This is a genomic window from Saccharomonospora marina XMU15, from assembly GCF_000244955.1.
GTDB classification, from domain to species: Bacteria; Actinomycetota; Actinomycetes; order Mycobacteriales; family Pseudonocardiaceae; genus Saccharomonospora_A; species Saccharomonospora_A marina.
Window position 1 is genome coordinate 896,058 of the sequence record NZ_CM001439.1, and the last position, 25,029, is coordinate 921,086.

27 protein-coding genes are annotated in these 25,029 nt (G+C 70.1%); 14 read left to right on the top strand and 13 right to left on the bottom strand.

Annotation, left to right across the window (positions count from 1 at the left end):
* Positions 1-95: 95 nt before the first annotated feature.
* A complete protein-coding gene (locus tag SACMADRAFT_RS04225; RefSeq protein WP_009152543.1) occupies positions 96-1,001 on the top strand; it encodes a DUF559 domain-containing protein in 906 nt (301 codons plus the stop codon).
* 79 nt (positions 1,002-1,080) lie between these two features.
* On the opposite strand, the gene SACMADRAFT_RS04230 is transcribed toward SACMADRAFT_RS04225, so the two are convergent.
* Positions 1,081-1,533, bottom strand: coding sequence for a gamma-glutamylcyclotransferase (locus SACMADRAFT_RS04230; protein ID WP_009152544.1), 453 nt, complete (start codon positions 1,531-1,533; stop codon positions 1,081-1,083).
* Positions 1,534-1,631: 98 nt separating this feature from the next.
* Between SACMADRAFT_RS04230 and SACMADRAFT_RS04235 the strand changes: the two genes are divergently transcribed.
* Both SACMADRAFT_RS04235 and SACMADRAFT_RS04240 read left to right on the top strand, forming a co-directional pair.
* Positions 1,632-3,029, top strand: coding sequence for an NAD(P)H-quinone dehydrogenase (locus SACMADRAFT_RS04235; RefSeq protein WP_009152545.1), 1,398 nt, complete (start codon positions 1,632-1,634; stop codon positions 3,027-3,029).
* Between the two features lie 80 nt (positions 3,030-3,109).
* The gene (locus SACMADRAFT_RS04240) at positions 3,110-3,892 is read left to right on the top strand and encodes a VOC family protein (RefSeq protein ID WP_009152546.1); all 783 of its coding nucleotides are present in this window, start codon (positions 3,110-3,112) and stop codon (positions 3,890-3,892) included.
* Positions 3,893-3,977: 85 nt separating this feature from the next.
* Here the strand turns inward: SACMADRAFT_RS04240 and glpK are convergent, their stop codons facing one another.
* Positions 3,978-5,492 carry a glycerol kinase GlpK gene (gene glpK, locus SACMADRAFT_RS04245; RefSeq protein ID WP_009152547.1) on the bottom strand — a complete coding sequence of 505 codons (1,515 nt, stop codon included), beginning with the start codon at positions 5,490-5,492 and terminating at the stop codon, positions 3,978-3,980.
* A gap of 21 nt (positions 5,493-5,513) precedes the next feature.
* Positions 5,514-6,422 carry an MIP/aquaporin family protein gene (locus tag SACMADRAFT_RS04250; RefSeq protein WP_198285987.1) on the bottom strand — a complete coding sequence of 303 codons (909 nt, stop codon included), beginning with the start codon at positions 6,420-6,422 and terminating at the stop codon, positions 5,514-5,516.
* A 282-nt stretch (positions 6,423-6,704) separates the two neighbouring features.
* Between SACMADRAFT_RS04250 and SACMADRAFT_RS04255 the strand changes: the two genes are divergently transcribed.
* Positions 6,705-8,450: a glycerol-3-phosphate dehydrogenase/oxidase gene (locus tag SACMADRAFT_RS04255; protein ID WP_085977910.1), complete on the top strand. Its 1,746-nt coding sequence runs from the start codon at positions 6,705-6,707 to the stop codon at positions 8,448-8,450.
* Positions 8,451-8,479: 29 nt separating this feature from the next.
* Here SACMADRAFT_RS04255 and SACMADRAFT_RS04260 read toward each other — a convergent pair whose 3' ends face one another.
* The 6 genes from SACMADRAFT_RS04260 to SACMADRAFT_RS04285 form a co-directional block, all read right to left on the bottom strand.
* Positions 8,480-8,824, bottom strand: a complete 345-nt coding sequence (locus SACMADRAFT_RS04260) for a hypothetical protein (protein ID WP_009152550.1) — start codon at positions 8,822-8,824, stop codon at positions 8,480-8,482.
* Positions 8,821-9,708 (bottom strand): hypothetical protein, encoded by an 888-nt coding sequence (locus tag SACMADRAFT_RS04265; protein ID WP_009152551.1) that lies wholly within the window; start codon positions 9,706-9,708, stop codon positions 8,821-8,823. Before SACMADRAFT_RS04265 ends, SACMADRAFT_RS04260 begins: the two co-directional genes overlap by 4 nt.
* Positions 9,705-11,003, bottom strand: coding sequence for a hypothetical protein (locus tag SACMADRAFT_RS04270; protein WP_009152552.1), 1,299 nt, complete (start codon positions 11,001-11,003; stop codon positions 9,705-9,707). The genes SACMADRAFT_RS04265 and SACMADRAFT_RS04270 overlap by 4 nt, the downstream gene beginning before the upstream one ends.
* On the bottom strand, positions 11,000-11,521 hold the full coding sequence (locus tag SACMADRAFT_RS04275) for a GNAT family N-acetyltransferase (RefSeq protein ID WP_009152553.1): 522 nt from the start codon (positions 11,519-11,521) through the stop codon (positions 11,000-11,002). Before SACMADRAFT_RS04275 ends, SACMADRAFT_RS04270 begins: the two co-directional genes overlap by 4 nt.
* A 9-nt stretch (positions 11,522-11,530) precedes the next feature.
* A complete protein-coding gene (locus SACMADRAFT_RS04280) occupies positions 11,531-11,947 on the bottom strand; it encodes a DUF1707 SHOCT-like domain-containing protein (RefSeq protein ID WP_009152554.1) in 417 nt (138 codons plus the stop codon).
* Positions 11,948-12,039: 92 nt separating this feature from the next.
* Positions 12,040-13,815, bottom strand: coding sequence for an acetyl/propionyl/methylcrotonyl-CoA carboxylase subunit alpha (locus tag SACMADRAFT_RS04285; protein ID WP_009152555.1), 1,776 nt, complete (start codon positions 13,813-13,815; stop codon positions 12,040-12,042).
* A 177-nt stretch (positions 13,816-13,992) separates the two neighbouring features.
* On the opposite strand from SACMADRAFT_RS04285, the gene SACMADRAFT_RS04290 reads away from it, so the two are divergent.
* Positions 13,993-14,697 carry a hypothetical protein gene (locus tag SACMADRAFT_RS04290; RefSeq protein ID WP_009152556.1) on the top strand — a complete coding sequence of 235 codons (705 nt, stop codon included), beginning with the start codon at positions 13,993-13,995 and terminating at the stop codon, positions 14,695-14,697.
* 4 nt (positions 14,698-14,701) lie between these two features.
* Here the strand turns inward: SACMADRAFT_RS04290 and SACMADRAFT_RS04295 are convergent, their stop codons facing one another.
* The 3 genes from SACMADRAFT_RS04295 to SACMADRAFT_RS04305 are packed head-to-tail and all read right to left on the bottom strand — an operon-like array spanning position 14,702 to position 17,344.
* Positions 14,702-15,379 carry a Maf family protein gene (locus SACMADRAFT_RS04295; RefSeq protein WP_009152557.1) on the bottom strand — a complete coding sequence of 226 codons (678 nt, stop codon included), beginning with the start codon at positions 15,377-15,379 and terminating at the stop codon, positions 14,702-14,704.
* A 42-nt stretch (positions 15,380-15,421) separates the two neighbouring features.
* Positions 15,422-15,649 carry an acyl-CoA carboxylase subunit epsilon gene (locus SACMADRAFT_RS04300; RefSeq protein ID WP_009152558.1) on the bottom strand — a complete coding sequence of 76 codons (228 nt, stop codon included), beginning with the start codon at positions 15,647-15,649 and terminating at the stop codon, positions 15,422-15,424.
* 54 nt (positions 15,650-15,703) lie between these two features.
* Positions 15,704-17,344: an acyl-CoA carboxylase subunit beta gene (locus tag SACMADRAFT_RS04305; RefSeq protein WP_009152559.1), complete on the bottom strand. Its 1,641-nt coding sequence runs from the start codon at positions 17,342-17,344 to the stop codon at positions 15,704-15,706.
* 81 nt (positions 17,345-17,425) lie between these two features.
* Between SACMADRAFT_RS04305 and SACMADRAFT_RS04310 the strand changes: the two genes are divergently transcribed.
* The 3 genes from SACMADRAFT_RS04310 to SACMADRAFT_RS04320 all read left to right on the top strand — a co-directional run bounded on the left by SACMADRAFT_RS04310 (position 17,426) and on the right by SACMADRAFT_RS04320 (position 19,786).
* On the top strand, positions 17,426-18,250 hold the full coding sequence (locus tag SACMADRAFT_RS04310; RefSeq protein ID WP_009152560.1) for a biotin--[acetyl-CoA-carboxylase] ligase: 825 nt from the start codon (positions 17,426-17,428) through the stop codon (positions 18,248-18,250).
* 62 nt (positions 18,251-18,312) lie between these two features.
* Positions 18,313-18,855 (top strand): PH domain-containing protein, encoded by a 543-nt coding sequence (locus SACMADRAFT_RS04315; RefSeq protein WP_085977956.1) that lies wholly within the window; start codon positions 18,313-18,315, stop codon positions 18,853-18,855.
* On the top strand, positions 18,842-19,786 hold the full coding sequence (locus SACMADRAFT_RS04320) for a hydroxymethylglutaryl-CoA lyase (RefSeq protein ID WP_009152562.1): 945 nt from the start codon (positions 18,842-18,844) through the stop codon (positions 19,784-19,786). The genes SACMADRAFT_RS04315 and SACMADRAFT_RS04320 overlap by 14 nt, the downstream gene beginning before the upstream one ends.
* A 34-nt stretch (positions 19,787-19,820) precedes the next feature.
* On the opposite strand, the gene SACMADRAFT_RS04325 is transcribed toward SACMADRAFT_RS04320, so the two are convergent.
* Entirely contained in the window at positions 19,821-20,291 is a 471-nt protein-coding gene (locus tag SACMADRAFT_RS04325) for a MarR family winged helix-turn-helix transcriptional regulator (protein WP_232285541.1), read from the bottom strand.
* A gap of 56 nt (positions 20,292-20,347) precedes the next feature.
* Here SACMADRAFT_RS04325 and SACMADRAFT_RS04330 point away from each other — a divergent pair, with 56 nt between their 5' ends.
* From SACMADRAFT_RS04330 to SACMADRAFT_RS04355, 6 genes are all read left to right on the top strand, one after another.
* On the top strand, positions 20,348-21,106 hold the full coding sequence (locus tag SACMADRAFT_RS04330) for an SDR family NAD(P)-dependent oxidoreductase (RefSeq protein ID WP_009152564.1): 759 nt from the start codon (positions 20,348-20,350) through the stop codon (positions 21,104-21,106).
* Between the two features lie 402 nt (positions 21,107-21,508).
* The gene (locus SACMADRAFT_RS04335) at positions 21,509-21,721 is read left to right on the top strand and encodes a hypothetical protein (protein ID WP_157617190.1); all 213 of its coding nucleotides are present in this window, start codon (positions 21,509-21,511) and stop codon (positions 21,719-21,721) included.
* Positions 21,722-21,910: 189 nt separating this feature from the next.
* On the top strand, positions 21,911-22,354 hold the full coding sequence (locus tag SACMADRAFT_RS04340; protein WP_009152565.1) for a YbaB/EbfC family nucleoid-associated protein: 444 nt from the start codon (positions 21,911-21,913) through the stop codon (positions 22,352-22,354).
* The gene (locus SACMADRAFT_RS04345; RefSeq protein ID WP_009152566.1) at positions 22,351-22,683 is read left to right on the top strand and encodes a Protein of unknown function (DUF2580); all 333 of its coding nucleotides are present in this window, start codon (positions 22,351-22,353) and stop codon (positions 22,681-22,683) included. Before SACMADRAFT_RS04340 ends, SACMADRAFT_RS04345 begins: the two co-directional genes overlap by 4 nt.
* Before the next feature lie 9 nt (positions 22,684-22,692).
* Positions 22,693-24,753 carry a glycohydrolase toxin TNT-related protein gene (locus SACMADRAFT_RS04350; RefSeq protein WP_009152567.1) on the top strand — a complete coding sequence of 687 codons (2,061 nt, stop codon included), beginning with the start codon at positions 22,693-22,695 and terminating at the stop codon, positions 24,751-24,753.
* Complete coding sequence (locus SACMADRAFT_RS04355; protein WP_009152568.1) at positions 24,750-25,022, top strand: hypothetical protein; 273 nt, start codon at positions 24,750-24,752, stop codon at positions 25,020-25,022. The genes SACMADRAFT_RS04350 and SACMADRAFT_RS04355 overlap by 4 nt, the downstream gene beginning before the upstream one ends.
* Positions 25,023-25,029: the final 7 nt, after the last annotated feature.

Genomic DNA, 25,029 nt, shown 5'->3' on the forward strand with positions numbered 1-25,029 from the left:
TCGGGTCGGACTGAGTTGTCCACAGGAGCCTAAGTTATCCACATTCTGTGGATTGCCACTTTCCTGGCGCTGCTTGAACAGCCGACGGTTGGGGCATGGTCACCTTCCCTCCACACCTCGACCTCAACGGCGCATACCTGCGTGCCGACCTGGCGGCAGCACTCGGCTCGGCCGGGTTGCGCGCTGCCCTGCGCGACGGCCGACTCGCCACGTTCTCGCGCACCGTGCTGGTGGACCCACGTCGCGCTGCCGACTTCGGCACCCGCGCCGCTGCGGCACTGCTGCACACCGGTCCGGAAGCGGTACTCAGTCATCACAGCGCGTTGCGGGTGCACGGCTTCTGCGCGGCCGACTCCACCCCGATTCACGTGCTGCTGCCCTACCGGTGCAAGCCGCGGCGCAGGGCGGGGGTGCTTGTCCATCACGGCTCGGTCCGCGATGAGGACATCCACGGCATCGCAGGACTGCGGGTGGTGGACGTCGATCTGGCCCTTTCCGAGGTGTTGTGTCGAGGTTCGCGGCGAGACGGGTTGGCGTGCGCCGACGAGGCGCTGCGGGCTCTGCCTTCACACCATCGCGAGGCGCTTCGGCTGCGTGTGGCGGAACGGATCGCCGCCCGGCCGGACCCACGCGGGCGGCGGCAGGGTCGGTCGCTGTTGTGGCTGGCCACGGGACTCGCGGAATCCCCGGCGGAGAGTGCGATGCTGCTGACGCTGGTCGATGCCGAGTTGCCGATGCCGCAGCAGCAGATCCCGGTCACCGATCTCGAGGGACGTGTGCTCTACCGGCTGGATTTCGGCTGGTCACAGCTCCGGGTAGCGGTGGAGTACGACGGGTACGAGGCGCACGAAGCCAGCGGGCAGGCCGACGCGGCACGGGACGAGGACCTGCGGCGACGGGGCTGGATCGTGCTGCGGGCCGACTCGGCCGACCTACGGGACCCGAGCAGGCTCGTCTCGGCCGTGCTTGACGCGTTCCGGCGCCGGGGCCTGACCGCGTGAATGCAGGACTCGCGGACGTGAGCGCAGGATTCGCGGGCAGGAGCGGGGGACTCGCGGGCAGGAGCGGGGGACTCGCGGGTCAGGGGCCCACCCGTTTGCAGGGGCGGGTGCGCAGGTCGTCGACGTAGTCGGCGGGTGCGCCCGCTGCCTCGGCGGCGTCGGCGAGCACACCCAGGTAGCGTGCCGACGGCAGGCCGCCTTCGTAGGCGTCGAGCACGTACAACCAGGCCAGCACCGAGCCCTCCATGGTCTGCACCCGCAGCCGGATCTTGGTGTGTAGGCCCAGCTCCCCGCCTTCCCACTGGTCGAGCAGGGACTCGTCGAGCGGCGTCACGTCGTAGAGCACCACGAACACCCTCGACCCGGGGTCCTCGACGATCGTCGCGAGCGCGCCTTCCCAGCTCAGGTCCTCACCGCCGAAGGTGAGCCGCCAGCCTTCCAGCCAACCGGTACCCGCCATCGGCGAGTGCGGGGCTCGCTCGGTCATCTGAGCGGGATCCATGTTGGACCCGTACGCGGCATACAAGGGCACGGCCACAGCCTAGCGACCACACGCTCACCCGAAAGGACGCAGCCCGCGTGTCCCCACCTAGAGTTGGGTCGCGAGCCCGGTGACGAGGAGGACGGAAGTTGACCAAGATCGTGATCATGGGCGGCGGGCCTGCAGGCTACGAGGCCGCGTTGGTCGCGGCACAGCACGGGGCCGACGTCACGGTGGTCGAGCGAGACGGGCTCGGGGGTGCCTGCGTGCTCTACGACTGCGTTCCTTCCAAGACCTTCATCGCCTCTTCCGGAGCGCGGGCAAGCCTGCACGGCTTCCGCGAGCTGGGCATCGGCGTCGCGCAGGCGGCCATCGACCTGCCGACCGTGCACGGCCGGGTGCGTGGTCTCGCGCTGGCCCAGTCCGCCGACATCCGCGCGCGCGTGCAGCGGGAGGGCGTGCGGGTCATCACCGGGACGGCTCGCTTCCGTGACGAGGAGCCCGGACTGGCCACGCACAAGGTCGGAGTCACCACCGCCGACGGCGACGAGGAGGTCCTCGACGCCGACGTCGTGCTGGTCGCCACCGGTGCCACGCCACGCGTGCTGCCCGGCGCGGTTCCCGACGGCGAGCGCATCCTCGACTGGCGGCACCTGTACGAGTTGCCCGAACTGCCCGAGCACCTTGCCGTCATCGGTTCCGGTGTCACGGGCGCGGAGTTCGCGTCCGCCTACACCGAGATGGGTGTCAAGGTCACCGTGGTGTCCAGCCGCGACCGTGTCCTGCCCCACGAGGACGCCGACGCGGCGGCGGTGCTGGAGGAGGTGTTCTCCCAGCGCGGCACCACGGTGGTCAAGCACGCCAGGGCCGACCGCGTGGACCGCACGGACAAGGGCGTGCGCGTCCACCTCACCGACGGCAGGGAGATCGAGGCCAGCCACGCGCTGATGACGGTGGGCTCGGTACCCAACACCGGTGACATCGGGCTGGAGCGCGTCGGCATCGAGCCAGGACCCGGCGGCTTCATCACCGTCGACCGCGTTTCGCGTACCAGCGCGCCAGGGGTGTACGCGGCTGGCGACTGCACCGGGGTGCTGATGCTCGCCTCGGTGGCCAGCATGCAGGGCCGGATCGCGATGTGGCATGCCCTCGGTGAAGGGGTCGCGCCGATCCGGCTGCGTACCGTGGCTGCGAACGTCTTCACGCACCCGGAGATAGCCACAGTCGGGATCAGCCAGCAGGCGATCGACACCGGTGAGGTGCCCGCGCGAACAATCATGCTGCCGCTGGCGACCAACGCCCGCGCCAAGATGGAAGGGCTGCGGCAGGGCTTCGTGAAGCTGTTCTGCAGGCCGGCCACGGGTGTCGTCGTGGGCGGGGTGGTGGTCGCGCCGACGGCCAGCGAGTTGATCCTGCCCATCGCGCTGGCCGTGCAGAACCAGTTGACGGTCGAGCATCTCGCGCTGACGTTCTCGGTGTATCCGTCGCTGTCCGGTTCGATCACCGAGGCGGGGCGGCAGCTCATGCGTCACGACGACCTGGACTGACGAATAGGTCACTCCACGGTTTTGTCGGTGCCAGGCGTGACACTCGTCACGAGTGGTTCGACGACGAAATGGAGTGCGAAATGACCGTTCGCGATACACCCTGGCCGCAGGGAACACCCTGCTGGGTCGATGTGACGGTGCCCGACCCGAGGATGGCGATGGACTTCTACGGCGCCCTGCTGTCGTGGGACTTCACCGACACCGGTGATGAGGCGGGCAACTACCTGATGTGCTCGGTCGGCGGCAAGCTGGTCGCCGGGATCGGCAGCACCCAGCCGGGGATGGAGAGCATGCCCGCCGCGTGGACCACCTACCTGGCCACCGGGGACGTCGACAAGACCGCGGCGGCGATCGGCGCCGAGGGTGGTCAGCTGCTGGTGGAACCGATGGACGTGGAATCGGCGGGCAGGCTGGCCGTCGCGGCGGACCCGACCGGCGCGGTGTTCGCGGTGTGGCAGGCGGGCGAGACCCTCGGTGTCGAGTTGGTCGACACCCCCTCCGCGCTGATCTGGAACGAGTGCATGACCCGCGACTTCGCGGCCGCGAAGGACTTCTACGGCAAGGTGTTCGGCTACGGCTTCGACGACATGTCCGGGGACGGGTTCACCTACGCGACGCTCACGGTGGGCGGGCAGACGGTGGGCGGGCTGGGGCAACTGCCCGAGGACACCCCCGCCGAGGTCCCCGCACACTGGATGGCCTACTTCGGCGTGACCGACACCGACGCGGCGGTGGCGCGGGTCGGGGAACTGGGCGGCAGCGTGCTGCGGCCGCCGCAGGACTCGCCCTACGGCAGGATGAGCGCCGTCACGGACAACCAGGGTGCGGCGTTCTCGCTGATCTCGGTGACCAGCTCGGACTGACCACGCCGCGCCGCGAGCAGCGGGTGCCACTCCCCGCCACGGCGGGAGCGGCGCCCGTGCCCGCGTGAGCCGGATGCGGCGGGTGTCAGTCCTCGGACTCGACCCAGTCGAAGGTCTTGGTCACCGCCTTCTTCCAGTTGCGGTATTCGCGTTCCCTGCGCGCCTCGTCCATCGAGGGCTCCCACCGCTTGTCCTCGGCCCAGTTGGTGCGGATGTCGTCCTCGCTCTCCCAGAAGCCGACGGCCAGGCCTGCCGCGTACGCGGACCCGAGTGCCGTGGTCTCGCTGACCTTGGGGCGGATCACCGACACGCCGAGGATGTCGGCCTGGAACTGCATGAGCAGGTCGTTGACAACCATGCCGCCGTCCACCTTCAGGGTCTTCAACGGCACACCGGAGTCGGCGTTCATGGCGTCGATCACCTCACGGGTCTGGAAGGCTGTCGCTTCCAGCACCGCCCTGGCCAGGTGGCCCTTGTTGACGTAGCGGGTCAGCCCCGCGATGACGCCGCGCGCGTCGGATCGCCAGTAGGGCGCGAACAGCCCCGAGAACGCGGGCACGAAATAGGCTCCGCCGTTGTCCTCGACGGTCCTCGCGTGCTCCTCGATCTCGGCGGCGGAACTGATCATGTTGAGGTTGTCCCGCAACCACTGCACGAGTGAGCCGGTGACCGCGATCGCGCCCTCCAGCGCGAACACGGTGTCGTTCGACCCGATCTTGTAGCAAACCGTGGTGAGCAACCCGTTCTGCGACATCACCTTGTCGGTCCCGGTGTTGAGCAGCACGAAGTTGCCGGTGCCGTAGGTGTTCTTCGCCTCGCCGGGTGACAGGCAGGCCTGGCCGAACGTCGCGGCCTGCTGGTCACCGAGGATTCCCGCGATGGGAACCCCGCCGAGGGCGCCCCGCTCGCGCACGGTGCCGTACTCCTCCGAGGACGAGCGGATGGTCGGCAGCATCGACAGTGGGATGCCCATGTCGGCGGCGATGTCGGTGTCCCAGGACAGCGTGTCCAGGTCCATCAGCAGCGTTCGTGACGCGTTGGTCGGATCGGTGACGTGGATGCCACCGTCCACCCCACCGGTCATGTTCCACAACAGCCAGGTGTCCATGTTGCCGAACAGCAGGTCACCGGCCTCGGCGCGCTGCCGTGCCCCCTCGACGTTGTCGAGGATCCACTTCACCTTCGGCCCGGAGAAGTAGGTGGCCAGCGGCAACCCGGTGGTGTCGCGGTAGCGTTCCTGCCCGCCGCCCGCCGCGCCGAGTTCGTTGACGATCCGGTCGGTACGGGTGTCCTGCCACACGATCGCGTTGTAGACCGGTTTGCCGGTCTTGCGATCCCACACCAGGGTGGTCTCGCGTTGGTTGGTGATGCCGACCGCGGCGATGTCCGCCGTGGTGAGGTCGGCCGCCGCCAGCGCGCCCGCTGCGGTCGCCCTGGTGTTGGCCCAGATCTCCTCCGCGTCGTGTTCGACCCAGCCTGCCTTCGGCAGAATCTGCTCGTGTTCGCGCTGGTCGGAAGCCACGACCTGGCCGGAGTGATCGAAGATCATCGTTCTCGTCGACGTCGTGCCCTGGTCGACGGCGGCCACGTAGGAAGCCATCTGTCTCCATCTCCCGTTTCGCTAGTCCGACGTGGACGTGGTGGTGCCGCGTTCCGCCGACTCCGGGACACGTCCCGGCGGCGGCGAGGGCTCGACCTCCGGCGCCGTCTCCTTGGCCGTGAGAACCTGACCGACGAACAGGTCGTAGATGATCACCCCGAGCACGCCGCCGAGTAATGGTCCGGCTATCGGTATCCACCAGTAGTTGCTGAACCAATCACCGCTGCCGGGGAACGCTATGTCACCCCAGCCGGCCAGCCAGGTGAAGAAGCGGGGGCCGAGGTCACGCGCCGGGTTGATGGCGTAGCCCGCGCCGGTGCCGAAGCTGAGCCCGATCGCGCCGACGACGAAGCCGATCACCCAGGGGGCGAAGTTGCTCAGCGGGGCCTGGTTGCGGTTGTCGATCAGTGCGGCGATCACCCCGACGAGTAGGGCGGTACCGACGATCTGGTCGACGAAGGGACCCCACCAGGTGCCGCCGAAGTACTCGGCGGGGAAAGTCGCGAAGATCGAGAACGTGGGTAGCGACTCCGCTCTGTCCGCGATGCCCTGCGTGTTGTTGAACGCGTTGATCGCGGGCCCGTACACGGCGTAGACCACAGCGGCTCCCGCGAAGGCGCCGAGGACCTGCGCCAGCCAGTACGGCGCCACCTTGGCCCAGGGGAACTTCCTGCGGATTGCGAACGCCAGTGTGACCGCGGGATTGATGTGCGCGCCGCTGACGCCTCCGGCGACGTAGACGCCGAACACGACGGCCAGCGCCCAGCCGAACGCGATGATCAACCAGTTACCTGCGCCGAAGTCGACAGTTTGCCGCCCCGACTCGGGCAGGCCCACCACCGCGACCGCGACACATCCCGTACCGAACATGATCAGGACAGCCGTGCCCAGGAACTCCGCCAGCATCTCGCCGCCGGTTGTGGCACGCATTCTGGAGAAGACGCTGGTTCGCTGTCCGGAGGCCCTTTCACTCACGCCTACACCTCCATGTGTGGCTTGGCACCCGTCACCCCTGCGTCGGGGCACGCGCCCCTGGCGAGGTCCGCGATACGCCAGGCGACACAGACTTGCCGACCTGTGCGGGCCTAAACCTCCTCCAGCGACGTGAAGTACTAACAGTACAGATCAACATCGTGTTGTCGAGTCCCATTCGCGAGCCTTCGAAGTACCGCCGACCGGCGCTGGACATGCCATGCTGAACGTGGGGTTGCCATGCCCCACGCCCCGAAACGTGGCGAGGAGGAACGTGTGACCGTGTCATTGGGGCCCGCCAACCGCGCTGAGTCGTGGGAGCGGCTGGGCAGGGAGGACTTCGACCTCGTCGTCATCGGCGGGGGTGTCGTCGGTGCGGGGACAGCGCTCGACGCGGCCACCAGGGGGCTGCGCGTCGCGCTCGTCGAGGCCCGGGATCTGGCGTCCGGTACTTCGAGTCGATCCAGCAAGATGTTCCACGGCGGGTTGCGTTACCTGGAACAACTGGAGTTCGGCCTGGTACGCGAGGCGCTGCGGGAACGGGAGTTGATGTTGACCCGGCTGGCCCCGCACCTGGTGAAGCCGGTGAGCTTCCTGTACCCGTTGCGGCACCGACTGTGGGAGCGGCCCTACACCGCGGCCGGGCTGCTGCTCTACGACACGATGGGTGGCGCCCGTTCGGTGCCGGGCCAGAAGCACTTCACCAAGGCCGGAGCGCTGCGGATGGTTCCCGCGCTCAAACGCGACGCCCTGATCGGCGGCATCCGCTACTACGACGGCCAGGCCGACGACGCCAGGCACACGATGACCGTCGCGAGAACGGCCGCGCACTACGGCGCCGTGGTGCGCACGTCCACTCAGGTGGTGGATTTCCTGCGGGAAGCCGACCGGGTGTCCGGCGTGAGGGTCCGAGATGTCGAGACCGGTGCGGAGACCGAGGTGAACGCGGGTGTCGTCGTCAACTGCACCGGGGTGTGGACCGACGAACTGCAGCGGCTTTCCGGCAGCCGCGGTCGGTACCGCGTGCGGGCGAGCAAGGGTGTGCACATCGTGGTACCGCGTGATCGCATCGTGTCCGAAACAGGTCTGATCCTGCGCACCGAGAAGTCGGTGCTGTTCGTCATCCCGTGGCGAAACCACTGGATTCTCGGCACCACCGACACCGACTGGCACCTCGACCTGGCCCACCCCGCCGCGACCAGGTCGGACATCGACTACATCCTGGACCACGTCAACGAGGTGCTGGCCACGCCACTGACCCACGACGACATCGAAGGTGTCTACGCGGGACTGCGGCCGCTGCTCGCGGGGGAGAGCGAGGAGACCTCCAAGCTGTCGCGTGAGCACGCGGTGGCCAGGGTGGCGCCGGGTCTGGTGGCGATCGCGGGAGGCAAGTACACCACCTACCGGGTGATGGCTGCCGACGCCGTGGACGCCGCCTCGGTGGACCTGCCGGGCCGCGTTCGCGGCTCCATCACCGACAAGGTGCCGTTGCTGGGAGCCGACGGGTACCACGCCCTGGTGAACCAGGCGGACCACCTCGCCGCGGCCCACGGGCTGCACCCCTACCGAGTCCGGCATCTGCTCGATCGCTACGGCTCACTGGTCAGCGAGGTGCTCTCGCTGGCGCAGGGGCGGCACGACCTGCTGCGTCCCCTCGACGCCGCGCCGGACTACCTGCGCGTCGAGGCGATGTACGCCGCCAGCCACGAGGGTGCGCTGCATCTGGAGGACGTGCTCGCCCGCAGGACCCGCATCTCGATCGAGTACCCGCACCGCGGCGTGGACTGCGCGGAGCAGGTCGCCGAGCTCGTGTCCGAGGTGCTGGGCTGGACGCAGGAAACCATGGCGAAGGAAGTGGAGCTGTATCGCGAGCGAGTGCGGGCCGAGCGGGAGTCACAGAGCCAGTCCGACGACGAGGCGGCGGACGCGCGGCGGGTGGCCGCGCCGGAGGCACGTGGCAACCTCATCGAGCCGGTGAGCTGAGAACCCGTCCGCGGTACGGCAGGCCCGGGCTACGGCTGGCCTGGTTGCGGCAGTCCGAGCAGGGCGTAGGCCCTCGTGACGGCGGCGAGCCCTTCCTCGGCGACCCGCTGAGCCAGTTCGAAGTCCTGCCGCGACCTCGCCGAGGCGAGCAGGGCGCCCGCGCTGTGCCAGCGCTCGCGTGCCGAGCGAAGCAGGGCAGCCGCCTCGGGGTCCGCGACCGGGTCCGGCACCTCGACGTGGTGACCGAGCAGGTGATACCGCGACCGCGCCGCGATCGCCGCACTGCCGGGATGTGGCTGCCTGCGCAGCACCACGGGTAGCACCGCGCCCGCGACCAGTACGACGCCCGCGAGGGTGAGCCACAGCCACGTCACAGCAGCTGCCTTTCCAGCGTGGTGATCCGCGACTCCAGCTCCGCCAGTCGCGGACCGTCTCCCGCCTCGCGGAACTCGTGCAGGATGAGCACGTACTCCTTGGCGTGTTCCGCATCGGCAGGCCCGTCCGGGTGCAACACGCGGTCGGCGAGGCGGTTCAGCCGCGCGTCCACGGCGGTGCGGCGGCGAGCGGCGGCACCACGGGCGCCCAGCCTGTCACGCAGTGCCAGCGCGGACCCACGCAGCAGCAGGAACAGCACCACCGGCGCCGACACCATCGCCGCGCCCGCGAGCAGCAACCGGCCGACGTCGGTGACGTCGTCCACGGGTCCCCGCCGTGGGATCTCGCCGTATGCCTGCGCGGCATCGGCGTCGAAGGCGAGGGCGTACTCCTCGATCTCCGGGGTGAGGTCGGTGTCGGTGACGCGATACTGCCAGGAGGCCTCCGCCTTGAGGATGACTCCGAAGGAGAAGTCCTCGGCGGAGTCGTCGCCGCGCGTGGGTTCGGGGAAGCCGGGTCCGTCGCAGTAGGTACTGGCGTACTCGCCTTCGTCGGCGGAGAAGACGATGACCAGGTTCGTCGGCACCAGCGTTGCGATGTCGTCGCACAGCGCCCGGCTCGGGTCCTCCTCAGCTGCGTAGTCGAGCAGTGGTTCGTCGTCGAAGATCGCGACGACGATGGCCCGATCGCCGATCACCTCGCGGGCCCGCACCGGGTCGACAAGGCCGGGTGCGCCCGGCGCGACGTAGACGGAGCTGTCGCGAAGGTTCTGGGCCGCTTCGCGGGCCCGCTCGCCCGGCAGTTGCCACGGCTTGAACACGATCAAGAACCCCACGACGCCGAGCAGCGCCGCATAGCCCCATGCGGGTATCCGCTTCGTCACGAACCCCGCTCCTCCCGCAGCAGCCGCTGCCCCTGTGCCGCGATGTCGCGGACCTCAGCCATGGCAGCGGGCGTGTGTGCCTGCTCGAACAGGGTGGTGGCGGTGGCATGCCGCTCGGCCGCCGCGGCATCGCGACCGCCGTCGCCGTCGAGCAGCCGCCTGCCGAGTTCGGCGATCTCGGCGAACGCCTCGGCGCCTGCCTCGCGTAGTGCCTCCCGGTCGGCCCTGGCCCGCCGCGCCCGCCGCAGCAGCGTCCGCAGCAGCGCGGTCCCGCCGATCACCACGGCCGACCCGCCGACGAGCCACGGTGCGAGCGCCCCGATGAGCTGGCGCGACGTTCGCGGTGGCGGGCGACCGAACGGATGCTCGGTCAACAGTTGGTCGGCGCGCAGCAGCACCGTGCCGATCCGGTCGGTCATCGTGATGCCCTGCTCGAAGCTGCCACCCTCGTAGCGGCCGTAGGCGTAGTCGCGGGCGGAGACCAGCTCGTCGTGGTGGGCACCGGCCACCTCGAGCCAGCCGCCGTGGGCCACCAGCACGACCTCGCCGGGGAACCGCCTCGCCAACGGCCGCGCGTAGTGCGCCATCGGCCCGTTCGGGTCGGCGACCGGTAACGCCGCCACCCGTACCCGCAGGCCGGTGCGTTCCCGGATTCGCTCGACCGACAGCTCGACCGGGTCGTCACGACCCGGGGCGTTGTAGACGGGTTCCTCGCGCAGCTGCCGTTCCAGTTCGGTGAGCTGTCGCGGTGTCGCAGGCACGACCGGCGCCGCGGGACGGTTCGGCGACCCGCTTGCGGTCTGCACGCCCTTGGCGTGGCGGATCACCAACCACAGCAGATCGGTGACGTCGTAGCGTGCGGTCACCCTTCGCAGCTCGGCCAGGTCGCTCGGGCTCGCGGCGACCCCCTCGCTGGAGGAGACGTGCAACCCCTCCACCCGGACCCACTTGTTGCCTGTCCGCTCGCTCCACCGCATGAGCTGGTCGTACACCTGGTCGAAGTGCTCGTCGTGGCTGGCGTAGTTGCCGCCCTCTCCCATCGGCCCTGTGAAGGGCGCGATCAGTACCCGGATGTCCGGCGTCAGCTCCCGCCGGATGAGTTCGGTGTCGAAGTAGGCCACAGCGCCCGGTGCCCGGTAGATCTGCTGGGTCTCGAAGGCCCGCAGCGCCGCGGCGACGTCGAGTTTCGGTGGCAGCGGTTCCTCGGCGGCCGCGCGGCCCGCGGGCATCGGGCTGATACCGAGCAGCGTGAACACGGTCGCGAGCAGCACCAGCAGCGGTGCGGCCCTGCTCACGCGTCGCCGTCCGAGGCCAGCCGCCAGCGCTGTTCGGAGCCCGCAGCGTCGACGAGTGTGAAGCCGCACTTCCTCGCGACCGCTTCCGATGGGTGATTGGCGGCATCGTGGCGGTAGTCGACGTGGCGAAGACCGAGCGCTCCGAACCCGAACCGCAACGCCGCGGCCAGCGCGGTGGCGGCGATGCCTCGTCCGCGTTCGGCAGGGTGCACCCACACTGCCGCCTCCGCTGTGCCCGCGTCGAGGTCCAGCCGCTTCAGTCCCACCTCACCGAGTAGTTCGCCGGTGGTGGGCTCGGCGACGGCCCAGGAACAGCGCTCGTCGCGTATCCACTCGCGCGCGCGGCCCTCGACGTAGGCGGTGGCCGCCTCGACCGTGCTGACGACGTAGTGAGGGACGAATCGACGGTGAACCGGGTCGGCGAAGGCGGCAAGCAGCCGTGGCCGATCGTCCAGCAGTTCGTCCGCTCGCAGACTGCGCAGGTAGTAGGTCCCCGCATTGATCTCGACCGGCTCCACACGGTGATCTTATGGCCCTCGACGCCGGTTGGAGGCCAAAGACCCTGCCAGCAGCGCGACCACGGCAGGTAACAGGAACACGAACACCATGCCCCTCGCGACGGTGAAGAACAGCACGAGGGCCACGATGGCCGCGATCGGGACGGCGCTCGCCGCTACCCGCTGCTGCCAGGGCTGCGGCGGGTTGCCTCGCTGCTGCGGTTGCCCCAGCGTGCGAACGGTGCGAAGCACACTCGGCCGCGGCTCCGGCAGGTCGGAGAAGATGGGCTCCAACTCCCCGCGCAGCTTGGCTGCACTCACCTGGCCCGACCGCTGCTCGAACTCGACCAGGTCCAGCCGCCCGCTGCGGACGTGCTCGGAAAGCGCGTCCAACGCTTCTTGCCGCTCAGCGTCACTGAGCCGGTACTCCGGTCGATCGACGGCCACGTCTCGATGGTAGGTCGGGTGGATCAGTGGCTGCCACGAAGCCCGGCGGCCGTCCGATCGCCCCAGTCCTTGATGCCCCAGTCCTTCATGCCTCAGTCCTTGATCTCGGCCAGCACGGCGCCCTGGCTGACGGCGGAGCCGACCTCGACGGACAGTCCGGTGACCGTGCCCGACTTGTGCGCGGTGACCGGGTTCTCCATCTTCATGGCTTCCAGCACCACGATCAGTTCGCCCGCCTCGACCTGCTGACCGTCGGTGACCGCCAGCTTGACGATCGTGCCCTGCATGGGGGCGGTGACCGCGTCCCCACTGACGGCCGCCTTCGCGCCGCTGCCACGCTTTCGCGGTTTGGCCTTGCCCGCCGCTGCGGTGCCGCCACCGCCGAGCGCCAGGTCGCCGGGCAGGGACACCTCCAGCCTGCGGCCTGCCACCTCCACCACGACGTTGTGGCGCGGTGCGGCTTCCGCTTCGGCTTCCGCTGCGCCGGTGAACGGTTCGATGGTGTTGTCGAACTCGGTCTCGATCCAGCGGGTGTGCACCGAGAAGCCGGTGCCGTCGCCGACGAAAGCCTCGTCGCGCAGAACCGCCCGGTGGAACGGCAGGACGGTCGCCAAGCCCTCAGCGACCATCTCGTCCAGCGCACGGCGGGCGCGCTCGATGGCCTGGGTGCGGTCGGCCCCGGTGACGATCACCTTGGCGAGCATGGAGTCGAACTGCCCGCCGATCACGCTGCCGGTCTCCACCCCGGAGTCGACACGCACGCCAGGCCCTTCGGGGAAGACCAGGCGGGTGACCGTCCCCGGTGCGGGCAGGAAGTTGCGGCCCGCGTCCTCGCCGTTGATGCGGAACTCGATCGAGTGACCACGCGGCTCGGGGTCCTCGGTGAACGGCAGCGTGCCGCCCTCTGCGATCCGGAACTGCTCACGCACGAGGTCGATGCCGGTGGTCTCCTCCGAGACCGGGTGCTCGACCTGGAGGCGGGTGTTCACCTCGAGGAAGGAGATCGTGCCGTCGACACCGACCAGGTACTCGACCGTGCCTGCGCCGTAGTAGCCGGCTTCCTTGCAGATGGCCTTCGCCGAGGAGTGGATGATCTCGCGCTGTTCGGCGGTGAGGAACGGGGCGGGTGCCTCCTCGACCAGTTTCTGATGGCGGCGTTGCAGCGAGCAGTCCCTGGTGCCCACGACAACCACGTTGCCGTGCTTGTCCGCGAGCACCTGCGCCTCGACGTGGCGGGGCCGATCCAGGTAGCGCTCGACGAAGCATTCGCCACGGCCGAACGCGGCCACGGCCTCGCGGGTGGCCGAATCGAACAGCTCGGGGATCTCCTCCATGCTGCGGGCGACCTTCAGGCCCCGGCCACCGCCACCGAACGCGGCCTTGATGGCCACGGGCAGGCCGTGCTCCTCGGCGAACGCGACCACCTCGTCGGCGCCCGCCACCGGGTCCTTCGTGCCAGGCACGAGCGGCGCGCCCGCCTTCAACCCGATGTGCCGCGCGGTGACCTTGTCCCCCAGGTCGCGGATGGCTTGCGGGCTCGGTCCGATCCAGGTGAGTCCCGCGTCAATCACCGCCTGCGCGAAGTCGGCGTTCTCGGAGAGGAAGCCGTAGCCGGGGTGCACGGCGTCGGCGCCGGACCGCTTCGCGGCGTCGAGCAGTTTGTCGAACACCAGGTAGCTCTCGGCCGCCGTGGTACCGCCCAGCGCGAAGGCCTCGTCGGCCATGCGAACGTGTGGTGCGTCCCTGTCGGGGTCGGCGTACACGGCCACGCTGGCCAGCCCCGCGTCCTTGGCCGCTCTGATCACCCTGACGGCGATCTCACCGCGGTTGGCGACGAGCACCTTCGTGACGCTCGCTGGTTCGGGCACGCTTACCTCCCTGTTAGCTGCTCACGCGAGAGTTTACGGACTCCGTTGCCGTGGCAGACGAGACGAGGCTCACGCGACGTGCGGGTGATGCCGGGTGGCGCCGTAGCTGAACGCCCGCGATCACCTCGCCTACCCTCGGGCGCGAACGCGCAGCACACGCTGAGGGAGGCCGATCAGGTGGCGGGAACGCCGGCGCCGCGCGCCGTCGTGCTCACGACGGCGCTGTCGTTCGCCGTGGCCGTGTGCGCGTTGGTGACGGCTGCGGTGCTGCGAACCGGGGACTCCGCGCCCGCGAGCGCGGGCGGCGCGGTGAACACGGCGGCGGAGTCCCGCTCCGGCTGCGGCGGCGAACCGTGCCGCGTGCTCGCGTCGGCCACGGTCAACGGCATGCCGGTGGAGTTGCTGGCCGACAGCCGCGGCGGCACGGGAAGGCTGCGGGCAGGTGGGCCGTCGTCGGGTACCACCGCGGAGACCACGATCACCGGCATGGGCGTGCGGCTCAACCACGACTCGCTGCGCTGCGTCGAGATCGCCACCCCGGTCTGCCTCGTACGCGGGCCGCACGACGGCGGGATGGCGGGCGAGTTGCACATCTGGCGTGGTGACGGTTGGGCTTCGGCAGAGCGGCCGTACTTCTCCGACGCGGGCAGCATCACGCTCGACGACGCGGCAGCCGATGCCGCGCCTGAGGTGATCGTGGTGCGGCACGAGTGCGGCCGCGCTGACGACGTCTCGCAGTGCAGGCGCGCGCCGGTGCTCGCCGAGGTCTACGACCTGCGTGGCCGACTCGTCGGCTGCACGGCCGGGTTCGACTCGCCAGGCCAGTTGCGCGGCTGGCCGGAGGTGGATCTCGCTGCCGACGAGGTGGGTTCCTGCTCGTAGCGGCTCACTCCTGGCCACCTCGCCACAGGTCCACGACGCTCACCCCCACCTCCGCGAGGAGGCGCCTCGTCAGCGGCAGGCTGATCCCGATCACGCTGGAGGGGTCGCCGTCGACACCTTCGACGAACCAGCCGCCCAGGCCGTCGAGAGTGAACGCACCCGCGACGGCCAGCGGCTCACCCGTCCGCAGGTAGGCGTCGAGTTCCGCCTCGGTGGGGGAGGCGAACCGCACGGTCGTCGACCGGGTCGCGCTCGCGACGGCGACGGGCTCCCCGCCGCTGACCCGCACCACTGCGTGCCCGGTGAGCAACTCCCCGGTGCCGCCTGCCATGGCCGCCCAGCGTGCGCGGGCCACCTCAACGGTCGCGGGCTTGCCCACCACCTCGCCGCCGATCGCGAGCATCGAGTCGCAGCCGACCACGACGGCGTCCTCGGCGTCCTCGGCACCCTCGTCCTCCGGCGCCTGCGGCCCGTGCGTGATGGTCGCGATGTCGCAGGAGCGCGCCACGGCTTCGGCCTTCGCCATGGCGAGCGCGGTGACCAGTTCGGACGGTGAAGGGTCGGGTAGGCGGGAGGCGACGGTCTCCTCGTCGACGCCGGAAACGATCACACTCGGTTCGATGCCCGCCGCGCGCAGCACCGCGAGGCGAGCAGGGGAGGCCGAGGCCAGTACGAAACGCACGCGGCAAAGGCTAGGTGATCGCAACCCGCGCGCACCGCAGGCTCAGCGAAGCAGCCCGGAGGCACGCCAGGCGCCGTGCCCAGGCCGCAGCGGCGTGCGCAGCCGCGCCGCGGGGTCTGCCCACAGCGAGCGGCGTGCGGGCTTGGCCTCCTGCTCACCCGAGGCGGCCGCGGCGGCGATGACAGCGGTGAGCGCGGCCACCTCCGCGTCGTCGGGATTGCCGCGCACGACGCGCAGCAGTGGCCCGGAACGCTCCGGTTGTTCAGACATGGCGGCTTCTCCAGACATGGCGGCTTCTCCAGACATGGCAGCGGCCTTTCGCCGTCACAGGGGGATGTTGCCGTGCTTCTTCGGCGGCAGCGTCTCGCGCTTGTCCGCGAGCATCCGCAGCGCCCTGGTCACGTAGCCACGGGTGTGCGAGGGCGGGATCACGCCGTCGACATAGCCCCGCTCCGCGGCGACGTAGGGATTGCACAGCGTGTCCTCGTACTCCTGGATCAGCCGGGCCCGCAGTTGCTCCACGTCCTCGCCCGCTTCGGCCGCGTTGGCGATGGTCTTGCGGTGCACGATGTTGGCGGCACCCTGAGCGCCCATCACGGCGATCTGGGCGGTCGGCCACGCGACGTTGACGTCCGCGCCGAGATGCTTGGAACCCATCACGTCGTAGGCGCCGCCGTAGGCCTTGCGTGTGATGACGGTGACCAGCGGTACCGTCGCCTCCGCGTAGGCGTAGATCAGCTTCGCGCCACGCCGGATGATGCCGTTCCACTCCTGGTCGGTGCCGGGCAGGAAGCCCGGAACGTCCACGAAGGTCAGCACGGGCACGTTGAACGCGTCGCAGGTACGCACGAACCGGGCGGCCTTCTCCGAGGCGTCGATGTCGAGGCAGCCTGCGAACTGGGTCGGTTGGTTGGCCACGATGCCGACGCTGTGGCCGTCGACGCGGCCGAACCCGACCAGCACGTTGGGCGCGAACAGTTCGTGCACCTCGAGGAACTCGCCCTCGTCCACGACCCGCTTGATCACCTCGTGCATGTCGTAGGGCTGGTTCGGCGAGTCGGGGACCAGCGTGTCCAGTTCCAGGTCGGTCTCGGTGACATCGTCCGGGATGGACTCGCCCGTCGGCTCGGGAGAGTCGAACACCGGCGGTTCGCAGAGATTGTTGGCGGGCAGGAAGGAAAGCAACTCCTTGACGTAGGAGATGGCGTCCTCCTCGTCGCCCGCGAGGTAGTGCGCGTTGCCGGACTTGGTGTTGTGGGTGCGGCCACCACCGAGGTCCTCGAAGGTCACCTCCTCGCCCGTCACCGTCTTGATGACGTCGGGTCCGGTGATGAACATCTGGGAGGTCTGGTCCACCATCACCACGAAGTCGGTGAGCGCGGGTGAGTACACGTGCCCTCCCGCGTTGGCGCCCATGATGAGCGAGATCTGCGGGACGACACCGGAGGCCTGGGTGTTGCGGCGGAAGATCTCGCCGTACAGGCCGAGCGAGACGACACCTTCCTGGATGCGCGCGCCGCCGCCCTCGTTGATGCCGATGATCGGCCTGCCCGTCTTGATCGCCAGGTCCATCACCTTGACGATCTTCTCGCCGTACACCTCGCCGAGTGAGCCGCCGAACACGGTGACGTCCTGGCTGAACACGCACACCGGCCTGCCGTCGACGGTGCCGTACCCGGTGACCACACCGTCGCCGTAGGGACGGTTGGCGTCCTGCCCGAAGTTGGTGGATCGGTGCCTGGCCAGCGCGTCGAGTTCGACGAAGGAACCGGGGTCGAGCAGCAGGTCGATGCGCTCACGTGCGGTCTTCTTGCCCCTGGCGTGCTGGCGCTCCACCGCGCGCGCCGACCCGGCGTGCACCGCCTCGTCGTAGCGCAGGTAGAGGTCGGCGAGCTTACCGGCCGTGGTGTGGATGTCCGGCTCTTCTGCGGGGGGCGTGCCGATCGGCTCCGTCGCGCTGCTCATGAAACAGCAGCTTAACGACCCTCAGCCGACCGCAGGGGTGTGCCACGTCATAGGGCCCGTCAGGGTCATAGGCTGGGCAGTATGAAGCGCATCGACGCCGCGCGACTACGTTCCGCGCTGCTGCGGCCCGTCGGTCCCTACGCCGCCATCGACGTGGTCGCCAGCACCGGCTCCACCAACGCCGATCTTCGAGATGCGGTGGTGGAGGGCGCGGACGACCGCACGGTGCTCATCGCAGAGGAGCAGACCGCGGGCGCGGGCCGAAGGGGCCGAACCTGGGTCTCCCCGCCCGGCGCGGGGGTGTATCTGAGCGTGCTGCTGCGGCCGGGCGAGGTGCCGCTGCCCGCGCTCGGCTCGCTGGCGGCCGTCGCGGGGCTCGCCCTCGTCGACACCGCGCGGGAGCTGGGTGTCGACGCGGTGCTCAAGTGGCCCAACGACATGCTGGCCGGGGCAGAGCCCGCCAAGTGCGCCGGTGTGCTGGCCGAGGCGGTGGCCTGCGACGAGCAGGCCGTCGTGCTCGGCATCGGGGTGAACGTGTCGCCGATGCGCGAGCCGGTGCGGCCGGGGCCGGGCGCGCTGCGCGCGACCTCGCTCGCCGAGGAGGGCGCATCCACCTCCGACCGCACCGAGGTGGCCCGGCTGCTGCTGGGCCACCTGCACGAACGCGAACAGCGTTGGCGGGCCGCCTGCGGCGATCTGCGGGCAGCCGGGCTGCTTGAGGAGTACCGGTCGCGCTGCGCGACGCTGGGGATGCAGGTGAAGGTCCTCGTGGCGGGTGGCTCGGCCAAGATCGGCGAGGCGCTCGACGTGGACTCCGACGCGGCACTCATCGTCCGGACCGCAGACGGGCAGCGCCACACGATCTTCGCAGGTGATGTCGTCCATCTACGGCCGAGCCACGCCTGAACCCGGCGACGACGCGGTACGGTGACTGCCACGCCGAACATGAGCCCTCGGGGGTGTCGAAGGTGCCTTATCCAGACGATTTGCTCAGTGAGGGTGAGCACGTCGTAACGCACAAGCATCCGCACTTCAAGATGTTGATCCTGCCGGTGCTGGTGCTGGCGGGAACGCTGGGAGCCGGGGTGTGGCTCGCGCTGTGGGCCCGCGGTCTGGACGCGCCGTGGGACATGGTCACGCTCATCGCGGTCGGTGCGGTGGCTGTGTTGCTGGTGGTGTGGTTGTTCCTCGTGCCGTTCGTGCGCTGGCGCACCACGCACTTCATCGTCACCACCGACCGTGTGATCGCGCGCGAGGGCGTTGTCAAGCGCACCGGCATCGACATTCCCATGGCCAGGATCAACAGCGTTCGTTTCGAGCACGGGCTCGTCGATCGGGTTTTCGGCTGCGGCACCCTGATCATCGAATCCGCCTCGGAGGAGCCGCTGACCTTCGACGACATTCCCGGTGTCGAGAAGGTGCACACGATGATCTACCGGCAGGTCAACGACAACCCCTACGACGACTTCGACGCGGGCACCGGTAGGCAGGAGCGTCATGGGCACGCGTGAGCTCGGGTTGCCCGAGCGGGTCGGACCGCTACCGGGCATGCCCCCTCGGGTCACCATCTGGGAGGTCGGGCCTCGGGACGGCCTGCAGAACGAGGCAACCACCGTGCCCGTCGAGGTGAAGCTGGAGTTCCTCGATCGGCTCGCCGCCGCGGGACTCACGACACTGGAGGCCACGAGCTTCGTCCATCCGAAATGGGTTCCGCAGCTGGCCGACGCCGAGGAACTGCTCGAGCGGCTGCGGCCGGTGGCCGGGGTCCGCTATCCGGTGCTGGTGCCCAACGAGCGGGGACTGGACCGTGCGCTCGCCGCGGGCGTGCGCCACATCGCGGTGTTCGCCAGCGCCACGCAGGCCTTTGCCGAGCGCAACCTCAATCGCGGCTTCGACGAGCAGTTCGCGATGTTCGAGCCGGTCGTGTCGCGGGCGAGACGCGAGGGCGTCGAGGTGCGCGGCTACCTGTCGATGTGTTTCGGCGACCCGTGGGAGGGCGTGGTCGATCCCGCGCAGGTGGTTCGTGCGGGCCGGAACCTGCTCGACCTCGGCTGCACGCAACTGTCGCTCGGCGACACCATCGGCGTCGCGACCCCCGCCGGGGTCGAACGGTTGGTCACGGCTTTCACCTCGGCGGGAACCGCCGTCGCCGAACTCGCCGTGCACTTTCACGACACCTACGGTCAGGCGCTGGCCAACACCCTCGCGGCGCTGCGACTCGGTGTGTCTACTGTGGATTCCTCGGCGGGTGGGTTGGGAGGCTGCCCCTACGCGGAGTCGGCCACGGGCAACCTCGCCACCGAAGACCTGGTGTGGTTGCTCGACGGGCTCGGGATCGACCACGGTGTCGAGCTGGACGCGCTCGTCGCGACCAGCACGTGGCTGGCACAGCGGCTCGGCAGGCCGAGTCCGTCACGGGTGGTGCGAGCGCTCGGCGGTTGAGGCGGGTTCATGCGCTTCGCGGGGAGCCGACGGCTCACTCCTCGGCAAGGACGCTTTCGTCCACCAGACCGCGCAGCCGCTCATTGGCCTGCTCGAGCACCGCGATCGTGATGTCGCGCTGCTGCGCGCTCACCCCTCCCATTGCCTGCTCGGCGAGTTCGGACCACGCGCGTTCGATGCTCGGGATCAGCTTGTGCCCGGCCGCCGTGACCACGATGCGTACCTGCCGCCGATCCGTCGCCACCGGTTCACGGCGAAACCACCCGCCGCTCTCCAGCCGAGCGAGGCTGCGGGTCGCGGTCGGCGGTTCGATACCCACCCGTGCCGCCAGTTCCGAGACCGTCATGCCTTCTGGCTGCTGGGCCAGCAGCCACAGCAGCACGTCCTGCCCCGGGTGCAGGCCGAGTTCCGCGAGTTTGCGCGCCTTCGCGGCGCGGTAAAGCTTGCTCGTCTTGTTCAGCGCCCGGTTGATGCGCATTGAATCGCTTGCGTCCACGGCCGCCATCCTATAGTTGTATAGTCGGCTAATAGATGTCCGGCTAACTATCAGGCGGGGGAGCAATGGATCTCGGGATCGACGGTCGAGTGGTGCTGGTCACCGGGGCGTCCGGCGCCATCGGCGGCGCCGTTTCGAAGACGTTCGCGGCCGAGGGCGCGAGGGTGGCCGCGGGCTGGCACGGCAACGAGGCGGGGGCGCGCAGCCTGATCGACTCGATCACACAGTCAGGCGGCAAGGCCATGGCGGTACGGATCGACCAGCGCGACCAGGAGTCGGTAGCGGCCGCGGTAGGCCAGGTGGAACGCGAGTTCGGCGAGGTCGCGATCCTGGTCGCGAACGCGGTTTCCTGGCCGACGACGATGACCGACACCTGGGAGAGCCTGACCGACGGCCTCACCGCGAACGCGGCAGGGACGATGGCCGTGATCGAGGCCGTGCTTCCCGGCATGCGGCAGGCGGGCTGGGGCAGGGTGGTGCTGATCTCGACCGACATCGTCGAGCAGCCGATGGCCGCGGGGGTGGCCTACCCCGCCGCCAAGGGCGCGCTGGAGACGGCCACCAAGGTGCTGGCGGTCAGGGAAGCCCGGCACGGCATTCTCACCAACGTCGTGCGACCGGGCTTCACCCTGACCGAGCGGGCGCTGACCACCCCCGGATTCGGGCAGGAGGCTGTCGACGCCGAGGCGGCGAAGACGCCGACGCGCCGCATCTGCACGCCGCGAGACGTCGCCTCAGCGGTCGCGTATTTCGGTTCGGCCGCGAACGGGCACGCCAACGGCGAGGTCCTCTCCGTGGCGGGCGGTCGGCACCTGACGCGCTGAAGACGTGATGCGTGGTGTCGGCTGACGATCGCCGGGCCGGCACGGTCGGCATCGTGCGGCTCACCCGTGCCGACCGGACCTTCGTCATCACCCCGGCTGTACTCGTGGCGCTGGCGTCGGGGAAGTCGCCACCGGCTATCACTGGCTCAGCTCCACGCGGCGCGAGGTGAAGGACCGGCGAGACCTGCTTACCCTCACCGCCTTTGCCGCCATCGGAAATCGACAGGCTCCAGGCGCGCCCGGCGCGGCGCGCATGGAGGAGGGCGCCACCGCGGCAGGCTGTGAATTCAGCTTCGGCGTTCGCTACCGCACCCGGACCGGAAGTCGGCGACGGGCGGCTGATCCACTACGAGATGCACCGCGTCGAGGACGGCAACCGTTTCGAAGCCATCGCCGGGTGTGTTGCCACCGCCGTCGCGGACCTGCGACGCCGTAGGGCAGGCGCAGACACCGGCGATCGCCTACGCCACCGGCAACAGCGATCCGGCGCTCGGGCTCTACCGCGATCTCGGTGAGCTCGTCGGCAGTGTCTCCTGGCATCCGCGCCACGTCGACTCCCGGCTGCTACGGCACGTCATGGACCACACTCACCCTCCGGCGGAGGGCAGCTGCTGAAGTTGTCGCGCCCGCCTGGCTACCGCACCGATCGCCTCCCGACCTTGCCGCGGGGCGGACCGCAGACCCGCGGCGGCCGCATCACGTGATCACAACGACTGCGGTTGCGAACGGAACCGAGGGGGAAGAAGCTGCGTCAAAGACCATCGCCGACTGCTGTACACGACCTTCGGACGTCGGGAGAGCGCCGTGACCGAGTATCGCGCGCAGGTGGACGAGTTGCTCGCCGACTATCACCGCAGCAGGGAGCAACTGAGCACGGTGCAACGTGACCTCGCCGCGGTCACCGCCTCGGTGAGCAGCGACGACGGGCTCGTCACAGCGGTCGTGGGTGCTCGTGGCGCGCTGACAGACCTGCTGATCGCCGACGACGCCTACGACCGGTACCGCCCCGCGGAGTTGGCGGCACAGATCGTGCGGCTGGCGGGGGAGGCGACAGTCAGGGCGTTCTCCCGCGCGGCGGATGTACTCGCCCCCGCGCTGCCTTCGGGCACCGACCCGCAGGCGCTGCTACTCGGTACGGCCGATCTCACCGAGGACGACATCGCCGAGGACGGCCCGCAGGAAGAGGACGAGGCCAGTTTCGAGGATCAGAACTGGCTCGACGACGGCGAATGGTCGGGATCGCGATGAACGGTGGTGCGGCGGGTTTCGGGGTCGATCCTCAGCGGCTGCTGTCGCACGCGGCCGAGCTGGACGCGCTGTCGGAAAGGGCACGCCTGCTGGTGGCCGAACTGCGCGACGCGCTGAGCGAGTCGGGGCAGCCGTGGGGGGCTGACGAGGTCGGGCGCAGCTTCTCCCTGGCTCACGCCGGGCCCGCCGACGAGGTGCTGCGCTCGCTCGAGGCGTTGCCAGGCAGGCTCGGTGACGTCGCGGCGAGCTTCTCCCAAGCCGCTTCGGCCTACCGGGGCGCCGACGAGGAAGCGGCGGACGGCATCGGTGGCATCGGGTCGGTCGGCTAGGGAGCGAGCATGGGTATCGAACTACCCCCGGAACTCGCGGACATCGCCGCCGAGACGGGTACCGCGTGGCCGCAGGCGGACGAGGAGGCCATGCGTGGGCAGGCCGCGGCATGGCGACGGGCGGCGCACGACCTCACAGCGCTGGCCGGTGAGGCCGACTCGGCGGCGGGAAACGCGCTCGACGCGATGTCAGGGCCTGCCGAGGAAGCGGCCCGCCGCAGCTGGTCCGCCGTGGTGTCGGCCGAAAGCGGCGGCATGACGCAGGCTGCGACGGGTGCCAACCACGCCGCCGATCGCCTCGAGCACGCCGCTGAGCAGGTGGGCAAGGCCAAGGCGGACATCGTGCGGCAGCTGGTGGCCGCGGCGAAAAACCGTGACGCGGCGCTGGCGGCCGCGCAGGCCGGGCATCCGGGTGCACTGGCGGCGCTCGACACCACCCTGCGCGGCACGGCCGTCAACCTCGGTGCCGTCACCACCGGTCTCGCCGACGCGGTGGGACCGGGCGGGGGTGAACCGCTCGGCGCCGCCACCGAACTCGTGGCGCCCAACCCCGGCGCGCACACCGCGGGCGGCCAGTCGGGACTGCTGGCCGCCGCGACCGGACTGCCAGCCGACGTGGTCGAGGAGGCACTCGGCCCGCCGGAGGGGCAGCGTGCCTCAGGCACTGTCGAGGTGGAGCAACCGCTTACGGTGGGCGAGCTGGAGGATTCGGCGCGCTCCCTCGACCTCGCCGAGCCGGTCGCGGTTGCCGAGAGTGCGGTTGCCGAGAGCATCGAACCGGGGCAGCCGCCGCCGGAGTCGGACCCGCTGCCGCACGTGTGGCGTGGCAGGGAGGCGCTCGACGGGCCCGCTGCTGGGTCCGCTACCGGGCCCGACGACACCGGCCCCATCGCCATCACGCACGCGAGGACGCCACCGAGCGGGCAGCCCGCCGTGGCTGCCGGATTCGCCGAGGCGCCGACACCGCCCAGCGGCACCTCGCTCGCGCCGCCACCGGCCGTGCAGTCGCACGGGCAGACGCACCTTGCCGGGTTCACCTCGAGCCCGGCCGCCGCGCCACCGGTTCCGGGGCAGTTCGCGCCGCAGCCGCCCGTGCCCGCGGCCCAGCCGTTCGCCGCGCCCGGCTACGCGGCCCAGCAGTTCGGCCCCGGTGCCGTGCCCTACGGTCCCGTCGCCGGTGCTTCCCCCGTGCCAGGCGCACCCGCCGCGGCGCCACCCGCAGCGCCACCCGGGCACGCGGGCCAGCCGCCACGTGCAGCTGCGCCTCAGCCATTTCGGTGGGGGCCGCAACAGCAGCACCAGCAGCAGGTTCCGCCCCCCTCGCCCGAGCCCGCACGCCCTCAGCAACCGGCCGCGCAGCTTCCGGTGGGTGCCGCGAGGCAGGATCGACAAAGCGTCGTCGCCCTGTTTGCGGTGCATATGTTCCCGATCGGGCACCTTCCCGTGGCCACGGACAAACCGGCACGGCAGTTGCCGGTGCCTGCCGGCGAGTGCGACTACGCCGCCGGGCTTCGGTTTCCGCCGCACGACCATCCCCAATCCGACACCATCGACCCCACCGCCGCGCTCACCTCGCTGCGAGCGGGGATACGCCAGCCCGCGCCGCCGCCCGCCGAGGTGCTGCCGCGCCCGCCCGCCGTGCTGTCGGAGGGTCTCGATCCGCTCGGTGGGATGAACGAACGCGAATGGGATCGGCGTTACGTGGTGCACGCGGGGCAGCGAGCCGAGTTCGCCTGGCCTCCTGGGGAGCGCTACCCCGAGGGTGGGTGCGAACCGGGCGAGCCGGTGCTGTTGCCACCGGACACGGTGCTCGACAGGTTCGGCACCGCGTTGGGCAGGGTGTTCGCCGAGGACGGCACCCCGTTCGCGCAGCGTTCACTGCCACCGGCGTTGCTGGACGCGGGCTACCGCCGCTATCGCGTGCTCAGCGAGTTGCCGGTGTGGCGGGCGGTTTCCGCCCCGTGGTTCGGCCAGCCGGGCGGCGGGGTGCGGTACCGGTCGGTGTACTCGGCGGCGGAATTGGTGACACTGGGTTATCTGGCTGATGTCACGTTCGAGGAGAGGCCATGAACGTCGAGTCGATCGTGCGCTGGCTGGACGCCGTCGGCATCCCGCAGGAGGTGGTGTCGATCGGAACCGAGGCCGACAACACGTGGTGCCTGCTGCGCACCGAGGACGCCTGCGAGGACGGCGATGTCGCCTGGGAGGTGTTCTGGCGCGAGCAGGGCAACCGCTACGACTGGGCCCGATTCAGCAACGAGCAGGTCGCCTGCCACTACCTGTTCGGCAGGCTCACCTGGGCCCAGGTGGTGCGCGGAGCGGTCGGCGTGCTGCCGTAGGCGGGCG